Source organism: Cohnella nanjingensis (assembly GCF_014212125.1).
GTDB lineage: Bacteria > Bacillota > Bacilli > Paenibacillales > Paenibacillaceae > Cohnella > Cohnella nanjingensis.
The window spans coordinates 42,108-54,730 of record NZ_JACJVP010000006.1; the positions used below are offsets into that span (position 1 = coordinate 42,108).

Consider the following 12,623-nt stretch of genomic DNA (forward strand, 5'->3'; position numbering starts at 1 on the left):
TTCATTTTATTGCCGTTGCTTACGGTTGTCAATTCCCTTTTCCCCGATAACAGAAAAATAACCTCCGTACGGATTCCGGGAATTTCCCGTTCATTCCGTACAGAGGATACCTTCTACTTGCTGGGTACGAACGTATTGCGGACGATCAGCTTGGAGTCGATCACGATGCTTTCCGGCTCTGTCCGGCGGGTATTGGCGATCCGTTTGATCAGAAGGCGCGCCGACTCTCCCGCAATGACGTTCGTCGGGATATGGATGGCCGATATGCCGTAGCTTTCGGCGAGCGGACTGTCGTCGAACGTGATGACCGCCATGTCGCGATGATCCAGGCCATGCTCCTTGAGCGATTCGATCATGCCGATCGCCAGCAGATTGGAACCGGCGAGCAGCGCCGTAGGCGGCTCCTTCTGGCGAAGGAAGTGCTCCATCGCTTTCTTGCCGCTCTCGATGTCTCCGCTCCCGATCGACACGTAATTCTCGTCGTAAGCGATATTGTGGCTGAGCAGCGCCTGGCGGTAACCGGAATGCCGGTCGCTGCTGACGAGAAAATCGATCGGTCCCGGCGAGGAGAAGCCGATCCGCGTATGGCCGGACTTGATCAGCGACACGGTGGCCTGATAGGAGGCGTCGACGTTGTCGACGTCGACCCAGCTGCAGTACACCCCTTCGGGCGGACGACTCATCAACACATACGGAAAATTGAGATCGTTAAGCGTCCGGAACGTCTTGACGTCGTTCAGCGGAAGGAAGAAGAGCAGGCCGCGCACGATGCCGCTCTGCACGAGATCCAGCGCCTTCGAGCCTCCCAGGCTGTCTTCCCAGTCGAGCAGCATATTGTACTTCTTCTCGCTGGCCACCTCGCCGACTCCGCTCAGAATGTCCATTCCGACGAAAGGAAGAAATTCGGTTCCGGGCTTCGGAATGATAAGGCCGATCGTATTGATTTTATTGCTTGTAACCAATCCTTTGGCCAGGGCGTTCGGCGTATAGTTCAGCCGCTCGGCTGCTTCGATGACTTTGGCGCGCGTCTCATCGGACAGGCTGCCTTTGCCGTTCAGCGCCAAAGAAGCGGCCGCGACCGATACGCCGGCCTCCCTGGCGACATCTTTAATCGTAGCCAATTAAACAACTCCTAAATCGTTTAAGTACTAAAAACATAACATATTGACGTTGCTTATTCAATCGCTTGTCATAACCAAAGGCGGAAGCGACCGCCTCCGCCTTTGCGCTGCTACCGATTCGTCCGTCTGCCGCGATTACGGCAGTTGGTAGTGATAGATTTCGATCTCCGCCAATTGCAGCCGGTAGCTTCCTGGATCGTCCACCGTCGGCGTGCCGAGCTTGGTTACGAGCACCCGAACGTGACGGGCGGTAACCGGCGTAAAATTGTATTCCTGCGGGAATCCGACTGGGTTGCCCTGATTCGCGATCGTTGCGACGGTGCTGTAGCTTCCGCCGTCCGGCGCCGTCTGGATCGTGAAATCGACCGGGAAATTGGGCGTTCCCCCGCCCACGGCGTCGGTGAACAGCCGCGGGAACAGCTTCACTTTATCCACGGTTTGGTCCGAGCCGAGATCCACGTCGACCCAGACCGGCGTCGAGGAAATATCGTCGGAAGCGTAAGGATGGGTCGTATAACCCGCCGAACCGAATACGGGCGATTCGATGCCGTCCGTCAGCTTCGATACGTCCCAATCGGCGATCGCGAGCGAATCGTTGGCCGTCACCGTCTTGAATCGCGCCAAGTTGGGAATGTTGGACGAGCCGAGATTAGCCGTGCCGCCCGGCACCGTCTGGGTCGTCAGCCGGACATTGTCGAACGAGACGCTGCTTTTGACATTGACCAGGCTAAGATAGCCGCTGCCAAATGCGGTATGCGGTTCGTTCCAGTCGATTTGCGGGCTTGCGGCGTTGCCGACGAATACTTGAATATTGCCTTCGTGCTTCATGATTTTCAGATGCACGAATCCGGCGGTCGGATTCGCTTCCGTGGGGACCGGCTTAACGACGACTTTGTTTTCGGCTCCTCCCTTGTATAGGGAGAGATTTCCGTTTGATTCCATCAGCACCAAATAGCCGCTTTCGTAATAGGCATCGGCAGCGTTCGTCTTGGCGAAGTGGAGACCGACCCAATTGCCGGCGGAAGCGGAATTGATCTTCACGTCCATCTCCATGACCCCATTGCCGAAGACGACGCCGTTCATTGTACTGGCGCCCGGGTCGGCGGCCATGTTCGTCTGGTTGTACGTTCCTCCCGAGATCGACCAAGTCCCCGAATCCGCAGTCCAGCCGCCGGCGCCCGAGGAGAAATCGTCTCCGAAGTTGTTGGCCGCCGTCACATTGTCGAACACCGCGCTTGCCATTCGGGTGACGAGGCCGAAGCGGCCGCTATCGTAATAAAGACCGGGATCGGTCCAATTGATGACGGGCGAGGCGGCTCCGCCTGCATATACTTTTAGATTTCCGCCGCTTTTCACGACTTTAAGATGAACGGAACCGGCTGTAGGATCGACGCCGGAGGCGATTTCGCCCGTCACCTGACCCGTGCCGGCCTTGAAGATCGCCATATTGCCGTTGGCGCGAATGAAGACGAGGTACCCGCTTTCGGTAAAATTATCGTCGGCTTTGATTTTTCCGATATGCAGTCCCGCCCATTCTCCCGGATCGGCCGCCCCCGTAATATGCACATCGGTCTCATAGGCGGCGTCCCCGAAGACGGTTTTCTTCACGTCTGCGTATGCCGTGTCGGCCGTCAGACTGCTCTGCCGATAGGCGCCGCCGCTCGCCGACCATTTGCCGGCGTAGGCGGTCCAATTGCCGATGCCGGTAGAGAACGTGTCTCCGAAAGCGCCGCTCTTGACGGTGCTGAATGTAATGGGCGTCAGTCGCGTATTCCAATTCAACGCGGGGCCGAAGGAACCGTAAGCGTAGCTGATGAATGGCGAATCGTCGGCTTTGATATGTCCGTATGCGTCTCCGCTAAGACCGGCATTACTTGATTTGGCAAAATGATCTCCATCCATGTAATACTCCCTGGTGAACGAGTAGCCGTCGGTCGAGCTGAATACCTCGACGTAGGAGACATCGGATCCCCAGTTGTTCGTCTGAACGCCGATGAACTTATTCAGCGACTCGACGTATTTGACGTCGGTGGCGTCCTCGAACGTCGACTTATTGAGAGCGACGCCGTGGTATGTCAGGCTGCCCGGCCAGTTCGCATTGGACGTCGAAGCTGTCGCCACCCGCAGCTGATTCATGTTGTTGTCGACCCAGCTGTAATAGATATAAAGCGTGGAGTCCTTAACGACAAAACTAGGCTGTCCCGCGCCGTACACGAGCGGACTGCCGTCGTATACGATGAACGGCTGCGGGTAGCCGCCCCATCCCGAGCCGTCCCATTTCTCCCAAGGCCCCGTCGGACCGGTCGAACGGGCCACGTAAATCTGGTTGTCCGTGCCTCCCCGGTTAGTCGTCGACGTGTAAGCGATGTAGTAATAGCCGCCGAATTTAATGACGCCGGGATCGCAGGTCGAAAGCGCATCCATCGAGCCGGCCGTTGGCGGCAGCACGATCTGGTTGCTTCCCCAAGTCCGTCCGCCGTCCGTAGACCGCTGATAACGGATGTAGTCGTAAGGCAGCGGGCTGCCTCCTTCCGAACACGCCCACATATCGATGCTGCCGTCGCCGTTATCGATAAAGGATGGCCCGTAGCGGTAGCCGCCGATCGTTGCGCCTTCGTAAATATCCCATCCCGGCGATCCGGTGACGGCGATATGGGACGCGGAGGACGAAGAAGCGAATGCTAGCGATGGAAGGCATACAACAGCAATCAAAACTACGGAAAGCATCCATTTCAAAGATGAGCGAAACATAAATTCCCTCCTCATTTTTTAGTGAAACGTTTTATTTAGATTTTATTTTAATGTAAGCGCATTATTTTAGCAAGATGCTGGATGAAACCTCTTGATCTTCCTTCATTACGCCATAGAAAAAGCCTGTTGAAAGGCACTCATCGACAAGCTCATTCGTAATGGCTCTTTGAACATTTCCTTCCCGAGCAAGTAAGCATCTTCCATTTCCGTTCTTCGTCGGAGCCGGGCCTTATCGGCAAAAAGCCGGCCGACAAAGGAACGAACTCCCCTTGTCGGCCGGCTATGGTTGCTTGCGCCGCCTTACGCGTAAACGCGCACTTCGACGATCTCGGCGTACTCGCTGCCGTTGGTCGATTCGACGACGATCCGCAAGCGCTCCGCCTTGACGGCGGCGTCCAGCGCGTGCACGCGCTTGCGCTTGTAGTTGTCGCGGCCCTCCGCGACCGTCCTCCAGCTTCCTCCGACGTACGCTTCGATCCGATAATCCTTGACGAGCGTAGGCATCGCCTCGAACGGCGTGATGTGATGGTGCAGGTTGATCAGGTCCTCGTTCACGTCGTCGTTAAACGTGACATGGACTTGCCGAATGTCGACCGGCTCGCGCCAAGTGAGCTCGAGCCACTCGGGACGGCCGGCGGCGATCCGCTCGGACGACCACATGTGCGGCCCGCCGTAAGGACGGACGTAGCCGTCGATCGCTTTGGCCGCGGCGAAGGCGGCGGTCGGCCCCATCAGCCGGATGCAGGGCGTCTGGCGAGCGAATCTCCGCATCGACCATTGCACGACCGGCTGATCCGGCTGGTGCTCCTCGAGATCCGACGATACGCGAGGCTTATCGCCCTTCCAGTAGGCGAGCGCGCCCGTCGTCGGCCGATCGTCCAGATGCAGCGCCAGCGCATCGTTCGCCTTGACGATCAGGAACGCGTTGCATGCCTTGGCCGGCTGCCAGCGCAGATCGAGCTTCACCCACTGGAGACCGCCGGCCGCGACGGGCGCCGACGCCTGTTGCACCTTCCCGCTCGGCACGTAGTTCTCGGCCCGTCCGGTCTCCCATAGCTCGACGGTAAGCGTCGTATCGGCGCTGGCATCGACGAGCAGCTCGATGCCGTCCAGCGTCGGATCGACCGGCACGGTGAGACCGATGTCGGTCTCCAGCGCCGCCGTTCCCGCCGTACGCTCGACCGCGAAGCGGCGCCGCTCGCTCGAGGCGCCGACGGCTGCCTTGCGCGCCAGATCAGCCTCGTCCTCGTTGCGCAATCCCAGAATCGACGCGTCTTGGCGCAGCATCGTCTGCTGCAGCTCTCGCAGATGGTCCGCGTGCAGTTCGCGCGGCGTGACGCCTTTGGCGGCGCACAACGCGGCGCCGGCGCCGGCCGCTTCGCCGATGACGGCGCACGTCGCCATGACGCGCGTCGTGCCGAACGCCACGTGCGAGGCGCTGATGTCGCGGCCGGCCATCAGCATGTTGTTCACGTTCGCCGAGTAGAGCGAACGGAACGGAATATGGTAGTTGCCGTCCATGTGCAGATGCTTCGACCCCGCCTCGGTAGCGTATACGCCTTGCGGGGGATGCAGGTCGATCGACCAGCCGCCGAACGCCACGCGGTCCTCGAATTCCCGCTGCGCCAGAATGTCGTTCTGGTTCAGCACGTAATCGCCGACGAAGCGGCGGTATTCGCGCTTGCCGGGAATCGAACCGACCCATTCCAGCGTCATGTTCTCGGCGTCGAACTTGCCGGAGTTCTTGATATAATCCCAGATGCCGTAGATGACCGACCACAGCTCGTCGCGGATGCCCTCGTTGTCGTGAACGGCATCGCGTTCGCCGCCCCATTCGATCCACCAGTAGGCGCAGCCGTTGTCGCCGCTGCGAATGATGCGCCGTTCGGGAATCGTCGTCTTCGCGATGTCCTTGGCGATGCTAGGCGCCTTGAATTTGACCGGATGACCCGCGTCCTTCGTATAGAAGAGCAGCGTGCTGCCGAGCGTGATATCGTCGGCGACGAGCGGCGCCCAGTCTTCCTGGAACTCCTCGCGCGCTTCGCGGCCCAGCCGGTACTTCGCGCCTGCCAGGAAGCCGACCAAGCCGTCGCCGGTGCAATCCAGATAGACCTTGCTCTCGAAGCGGATGCGCCGCTCCGAGCCCATCATCCAGCCGGTCGCCGAGCGGATCGTCCGGTCGTTCTCCTCCCCGTCGGCTTCGACCTCGTGCACGTCGGTGTTCAGGAACAGCTCGATGTTCGGCTCCGCCCGGACCGCCTCATGCACGGCCATATCCCAGAGGTACGGGTTGCCGTCCTTGTTGCGGTACTGATTCTCGACGAAAAGTTCGCCCATAATCCCGGTCTCGCGCGCGTAGCGATGCGTCCCGTGCGCGGTGGCGCCGCATACCCATACCCGCACCTCGCTGCTCGAGTTGCCGCCGAGCACCGGCCGATTGTTGACGAGCGCCACACTCCGCCCGAGCCGGGCCGCCGCGATCGCCGCGCACACGCCGGCCAACCCGCCGCCGACAACGGTTACATCCGTTACGACCGTTTCATTTCGCATCGATTGATCCTCCTCTGATTCATACCATCTTATCCGTGATTTCATCTTAATCCAGCGTATTGCCAAATAACATGCACCGTATTACGATAGGCATATCCTTTATTTCATTTCTACCCATTTGCGGGAAAGAGGCGAAGGCATGCGCAGCCATTGGTCGGTACAGCCGATCGGGTACATGTATTGGCACAAGAAGGAGCAGTTCCTGTTGGAGCGCGATACGGATTCCTGCTGGACGATGTTCGCGGTCGAGAGCGGGCAATTCGCCTTCCGGATCGGCGACCGGGAAGGCGAAGCCGGATTCGGCGACGTTGTCGTCTGTCCGCCGGACATCGCCTTTCACCGAAGAACGATAACGCCGCTGACGTTCCATTTCGTCAAATTCGCCTGGGAGCAGGATCTTTCTCCGGAAGAGGCCGACGTACTGGCGGGACGTTGGACGGTCAAGGACGCGGAGCGGCTCCTGTCGACGTACCGCTACATGAGGGAGTTGGGGAGCAGCTTCCGGGAAGAGCCGGCGTTCGGCCGAATGAAGCATATGATCGAGGATCTGTGGCGGCTCCTCGAGATGGAGCGCGTCAGCGTCGAATCGCCCGCGGAGAGCGATAGGCCCGATCCGGACATGCAGCGGGCGCGGCAGTGGCTGCGCGAACGCGCCTACGGGCCGCTCGCGATGAGCGAGCTGGCGGCCGATCTCGGCATTAGTCCGGTGCAGCTGACGCGGCGATTCCGCGCGGCTTACCGGACGACGCCGTCCGGCTTTGTGACCGAGCTTCGGCTCGGCCGCGCTTGCCGGCTGCTGGAGGAGACGACGCGGCCGCTGGAGTGGATCGCGCAGCAGTGCGGCTACGAGAACAGCTTCTACTTGAGCCGGATATTCAGCGCGAAGCTCGGCATGACGCCATCGGCGCACCGCAAGCTGCACCGCGTGTAGCCGCGCGCGCAGTCGCCCGCGTCAGACATCTTTTTGGAAAGGAGCTTCCGGATGCCGGTCGATTCTACCCGGCGGCAGCGCCCAGGTGGCTCTTTACGATTTTCGCGGTTACCTGCATTCGACGCGGACGCATACGACCAAGACCGACTATGCCGCTCTCCGGCAGGAGCCGTGGTTCAAACGGACGATCGAGCGGCAAGGCTCGCCCAATTGGATGGTCCCGATCGAATCGCCCGAGACGCCCGGCGAGCCGCTGCTCGTCATGACCCGGCTGCTGAATGCCTATCGTCAGAACGGTAGGGAGGATGGGCTAGAACTCTACTGTTTGGTATGAATCCTATTAGCTTTGTCGATACTGTTCATATAGATCCTGGTAGACGAGGAGTGTCCCTCATGGCCACGAAAAGCATCACCAAGGAAGAAGCAGAGCGCTTCAGCCTGATTATGAAGAAGATCGCCAAGCTCCATGGTCCAGTGACCCAGACAAAACGTCCAAAAAAGTGAATAGTCACGCTAAATAGCCGCCCAGGAGCTTCTGGTCGGCTATTTAGCGTCTTCTGGGCTCTGAATGCCTCTCTTGGATAGTGTGAAGTCATTCGATCCTATCCAGAGATCCCTCGGAACTCCCAAAAGGCAAATGGAGCTCTTTTTTGGGATTGCCCTCGGCGGACATTGAACTATCGTTTTCGATAGTTTAGCGACGGTTCTTCTTTAGCCTGGAAAGCGCGTGACGAATACAAATTCTAGCCCGGGGCGATCTGGTGCATCCCGAATATCCTCAACATGTAAATTTGTACCTCTTATGGAGTCAATTATTTCGGACCGGTTCCGGAACTTCAGTGTCGAGTCCGAACTTATTACTGCACCGTCCTTTTGGAACACGAATGTTTGACGGAATGTAACTAAAGGGAGTTGTACATTCAGCAGATCTACCCATTTCTCTATCTTTCCTATTTCTGGCACATCAATTACCTGAAAGGATTGCTCGCGGTTCCAGTCCTTCCACGCTTCCTTTGAAGGGTCCCGAACCTCAAATACAAGCCGTCCACCAGGTCGAATAATATCACGACATTTGCGAAGCGTTGACATCCACTCTTCATCATCTATAAAGACTTGTGCGACGTTTCCAGTCATCGTGACTAGATCTGCTTTAAGTCCAGAGAGCATTGCAGCTGTACCATGAATCCATTTGACCCGATCTGCATATGCCTTCTGGCTTGCAACTTTGAGCGAAGCGGCCGCTGGATCGATCCCAATGACTTCTTTGCCGATTGCGGCTAATCGACAAGCAAGAATGCCGGTTCCGCAACCAAGATCAATTATGGACTTCGCACCGAATTCGTCTGCCATTGCAATGTATGGATCAAGATCTGGACGTTCCGCTGAGTCAAAAAAATCGTAAACATCTGCAAGACGTGGCTCTTCAAATATTCTGTCAGCCATTGAATTTAACCACCCTTACTTTATCAGGCTCCTTGTTATCTCAATGTAAATTGTATCGCATTTTCCCGTTCACAAAAGGGTAGAGATTAGATATAACGATACTACCTCTATAACGATCGCGTTTCTTCAACGCTTCTGCCAGTTAGTTTAGCGGCCGGGGTCGAAAAATTAAACAACTTTATATATTTAAACGACTTTATTATGAATTAAGCAATTTAATAATCAAAACAACAGCTCGCATAGAATACCCCCGATGAATACCTGCCACGCGTTAATCACAAGATTGGGCAGCTGTAGATTGGCTTTTTTGTAAACGAGACTTCCAACAGCCATGGAGATCATCGCCAATATAAGAAGCAAAATGCCGCTAAAAGTGGCATGACTGGTTGCCAATGACGGATAGATCGCAATGAATAGACCTATGACTGAAACGGCCATCCCCACCCATTCTTTCAGCCGAATGCGTTTTCCTAAGAAAGCCAGAGAAAAAAGCGTGAAAACAAATGGATTTATAGGGAGAAAGAGATTAAATATCCCGGCGGAAATGGTCCGAAGCGCCAAATTGCCAAGCCCAATAAACAACGCGGTATTTAGTAAACCGAGCAAGAGTAAAATCTTCCATTCTCTTTTGTTAGGTAAAGCGTATTTTCCTTTTTAAATACATAAATGTATATCAATAGCAGCAATCCGGCGGTAATAAAACGTAATGGCGCCAATGTCAATGGAGACGCTGAATGTAAGCCAATTTTCATGATAATAGCTCCAGATGAATATAAAACAGTAAAAAGGGCAATGCCCAGAATGCATTGATATTAGCTGTGGAGCGTACGCATGTTTCCGAAGCGATCGACGAGCTTAAAGGTGATCTTAAACACCTCTGTGTCCTTAACATGAAGTTCAAGTGCACGCCCGCTGCCGGCACAGAAATCTGCGACGGGAAAAGGGGAAGCGGGAAGATGAAGAAGACTGCGGATCGAAAGTATATCCTGATCCACCGTTTCATAATTTCCCATACTTGCTTGTTCCTGATAACGCGGTCGAACATGCCCTTCATTTGGTTTTCTGCCATTCCAATCTCCTCCTCGGTGGAAATAAAAAGAGAGCTTCCGCTTATGCGTCAGCTCATCTCATTTCGCATATTCTAATTACCGCCATTGTCTTTTCCCTTTGAGGAAAGATAGGGATTTGATTACTTCTCCGTTATCAAGGGTAACGAAATTACCTGACTGCATTCACGATAACGACAACGGAGTTATCTCCATCAAATTCAATGTAGCCAGGAGAAGAAGGCCCGCTTGACCTCGCGGTCCCCCACCAATAGTGCTTCCTTCAGATATCTCCCATTGAACTTGATAGTCGGAAAACCCTCATCAATCCTGGCATCCGGGAAGCTTTCACAGATTTCACCAGTTACAGACTGAGAATGCACCCGTGAGTTCACCAATCTCGTTTAATTCCAAGGTGACACGGTTGTTCTCCACATCTACGAGCGATAGCATCCGATGAAGCGAATCGTCCATCATGGCGCGGGAGACCGAAATTGCCGCCCCTTGATCGTTTTTAACAAAAATGTGATTGATGTCCGGGAAATTGCCGTCAAGAAGCCGTCCAAAGTAGATCGTATTTTTGTCTCGCAGCACGAGGTATCCATCTGAGATGGCTATGCCCACTTTTGGTGATTTGAGTCCATCGAAAATGTGGGTGCCCGTCCCGGCCGTCACGAGCGTAATTTCGAAAAATTCGTGCCAGTGAACCTGGATCAGACAATCGATCTGGTGACGGAACAAACGAAAAGGCGTACTCAGGGACATTTACCGCCTCATGCAGTAATCGTTCCGGCGTCTCGTGATCCACTTTCGTTCTCTCTTCCGCGCAAGGTTCTTATTTAAAATCATACCCCCGCGGCGGTTTTTTTTCCAGCCGGACGCTACTGAACATATAATCTTCCATTGCCTTGCCCCACGCCGCATGGAATTCCGGATCGGGGTGGTTGATGCCGTTGGACAAGCGGGCATGGATGTCGATGCCGTCTCGCTCCATTTGCTCCCACATCGCATACGGATCCAGCAAAGGAATGTCCCGCTCGGCCGCAAACTGCCGCACGGCGTCGACATACAACGGTAAAATGCCGTCCTTCGCCAGCTTGATGAAGTCCGCGACGAGCGGTTTATGCGCTTCCGCCACCCGGTCGTTGTCCTGCTTCATCATCATACACGGGGTCATGAGCAGAAGATCGGCTTCCGTTTCGGCACAGACCCGTCCCACCGAATCGGCGAGCGCACGAACAAACGGTGCAACCCCGGCCATGCGGCCGTGAGCGTCGTTGTGCCCGAAGCAAATCGTCACCAAGTCGGGTTTGTACATCAGCACATCCCGCTCCCAGCGGGAACGCGATTGCTCGGCCGTATCGCCGCCCACGCCCGAGTTGACGACATTGAGCACCGTACCCGGGTACCGCCGCTCAATGGCGCGTTTCAGCACCTGATGGTATACGCGTTCGTATTCGACGACCCCGTCCTGCATGCAACCTTGCGTCACACTGTCGCCCATCGCGACGTAGACGACCGCGCGTTCCCTGGCATCGGCCGCCTTTTCGCGCAACCGTTCGTGCAATCGTTGAAATCGGTTCATGCCATACACTCTCGTTTCGTTTTTTTTTGGCCCGAAATGGGCATCTCGAGAAGCTGGATGACTTACAACGGCTGGAATCCATCTTCTTCTGAACTCCCCGCCAACTACGCCAACAAATGCCTGAAAAACGCGTCAAACCCCTCGTCACCGGGATTAAGCTCGTGCCCCCCGGCAAATGTCACGCCGGAGAAGCGGCTGTCCATCTTGAGCTCCCGGTACCATGCGGCTACCTTGTCCATCTCCCGTCGCGCGTGCCCGACAAGGAACGTCTCGTCCTGTTCGCCGGCTTCCACATGCAGAAAGCGCGGGGCGATCAACGCGCACACTTCCGCGTCCAGATACGTGTTTCCCGCATTGAACCAAGTGAAATCGGACCAATCGACGACAAACCGGTTGTTGATGAAACACGAGGAGTAAACCGCTTTGATTCTGGTATCAAGCGCAGCCGTGAACAGCGTGTAAAATCCTCCGTAAGACAGGCCGACCATCCCGACGCGTGCGGCGTCGATGTCGTCCCGCGACGTCAAATAGTCGAGGCTCCTTCTGATCTTGTAGATTTCCACAGCCGCGATCGAGCTGCCGAGCTGCTTCAACTGCACGTCCAGCTCGCGCCGGTTGAACGCCGGCCCGTATTGCTTCTCATCCCACAGAAGCAGTTGCGGAGCGAATACGGCGACGCCTCTTGCCCATATTCTGCGTGTCATGCCGTTGTAGTTGCTTGGGCCGTAAAACCCCGAGCACAGTTCGGGCGTTCCCCATCCGCCATGCTGGGAGATGACCAACGGATATGGACCTTGCCGGCGCGGCAGAAACAGCAGACCGTAGGTGGTCAATCCATATCCTGCATCCAATTCGACCCGATGGATACTTCCGAGCGGATCCTCCGCAACGAAAGAAAGGGACGCCTGCAAGCTCGAACCCGTATTGGCGCCTAACCCGCCGGATGAAAACTCGGGCGGCCATTCCGGCCACCCGAGCATGCTTTGCAATTGCATGCGAAATCGCTGCGCATCCCTCTCAAATGCTGCCTGAGACGACGTGTCCGGGCGAAAGAACCGGTTTCTCCGGCCTTCCGCACCCTCACGCATCCGTTCGACGAGGCGGTCGAATTCCACCTTCTGCTTCTCGCGATACCGGTTGCCAATCGCTTCCGGTTCCTGGTACCCTTCCTTGCCCCATGTATCCATCTTATCCTC

General features: G+C 56.1%; 10 protein-coding genes and 1 pseudogene. 2 read left to right on the forward strand and 9 right to left on the reverse strand.

All coding sequences use genetic code 11. The features are described 5' to 3' along the window. Positions 1 to 113: 113 nt before the first annotated feature. The 3 genes from H7C19_RS04795 to H7C19_RS04805 form a co-directional block, all read right to left on the reverse strand. On the reverse strand, positions 114 to 1,121 hold the full coding sequence (locus H7C19_RS04795; RefSeq protein ID WP_185141448.1) for a LacI family DNA-binding transcriptional regulator: 1,008 nt from the start codon (positions 1,119 to 1,121) through the stop codon (positions 114 to 116). A gap of 135 nt (positions 1,122 to 1,256) precedes the next feature. Next, positions 1,257 to 3,848 carry a galactose-binding domain-containing protein gene (locus H7C19_RS34150; RefSeq protein WP_221469035.1) on the reverse strand — a complete coding sequence of 864 codons (2,592 nt, stop codon included), beginning with the start codon at positions 3,846 to 3,848 and terminating at the stop codon, positions 1,257 to 1,259. 324 nt (positions 3,849 to 4,172) lie between these two features. Further along, positions 4,173 to 6,422, reverse strand: a complete 2,250-nt coding sequence (locus H7C19_RS04805; protein ID WP_185141449.1) for an FAD-dependent oxidoreductase — start codon at positions 6,420 to 6,422, stop codon at positions 4,173 to 4,175. Positions 6,423 to 6,561: 139 nt separating this feature from the next. On the opposite strand from H7C19_RS04805, the gene H7C19_RS04810 reads away from it, so the two are divergent. Both H7C19_RS04810 and H7C19_RS04815 read left to right on the forward strand, forming a co-directional pair. Continuing rightward, on the forward strand, positions 6,562 to 7,353 hold the full coding sequence (locus H7C19_RS04810; RefSeq protein ID WP_185141450.1) for an AraC family transcriptional regulator: 792 nt from the start codon (positions 6,562 to 6,564) through the stop codon (positions 7,351 to 7,353). 85 nt (positions 7,354 to 7,438) lie between these two features. Then, positions 7,439 to 7,687: a hypothetical protein gene (locus tag H7C19_RS04815; protein ID WP_185141451.1), complete on the forward strand. Its 249-nt coding sequence runs from the start codon at positions 7,439 to 7,441 to the stop codon at positions 7,685 to 7,687. Positions 7,688 to 8,064: 377 nt separating this feature from the next. Here the strand turns inward: H7C19_RS04815 and H7C19_RS04820 are convergent, their stop codons facing one another. The 6 genes and pseudogenes from H7C19_RS04820 to H7C19_RS04845 form a co-directional block, all read right to left on the reverse strand. Next, entirely contained in the window at positions 8,065 to 8,796 is a 732-nt protein-coding gene (locus tag H7C19_RS04820; RefSeq protein ID WP_185141452.1) for a class I SAM-dependent methyltransferase, read from the reverse strand. 222 nt (positions 8,797 to 9,018) lie between these two features. After that, positions 9,019 to 9,420, reverse strand: a pseudogene (locus H7C19_RS04825) (EamA family transporter); the annotation flags it as partial. Continuing rightward, the gene (locus tag H7C19_RS35640; RefSeq protein WP_185141605.1) at positions 9,387 to 9,599 is read right to left on the reverse strand and encodes an EamA family transporter; all 213 of its coding nucleotides are present in this window, start codon (positions 9,597 to 9,599) and stop codon (positions 9,387 to 9,389) included. The gene H7C19_RS35640 and the pseudogene H7C19_RS04825, both read right to left, overlap by 34 nt. Before the next feature lie 600 nt (positions 9,600 to 10,199). Next, positions 10,200 to 10,607, reverse strand: a complete 408-nt coding sequence (locus tag H7C19_RS04835; protein ID WP_185141454.1) for a hypothetical protein — start codon at positions 10,605 to 10,607, stop codon at positions 10,200 to 10,202. 70 nt (positions 10,608 to 10,677) lie between these two features. Continuing rightward, on the reverse strand, positions 10,678 to 11,409 hold the full coding sequence (locus H7C19_RS04840; protein ID WP_221469036.1) for an SGNH/GDSL hydrolase family protein: 732 nt from the start codon (positions 11,407 to 11,409) through the stop codon (positions 10,678 to 10,680). A 122-nt stretch (positions 11,410 to 11,531) separates the two neighbouring features. Next, positions 11,532 to 12,614, reverse strand: coding sequence for an alpha/beta hydrolase family protein (locus H7C19_RS04845; protein ID WP_185141456.1), 1,083 nt, complete (start codon positions 12,612 to 12,614; stop codon positions 11,532 to 11,534). Positions 12,615 to 12,623 lie beyond the last annotated feature (9 nt).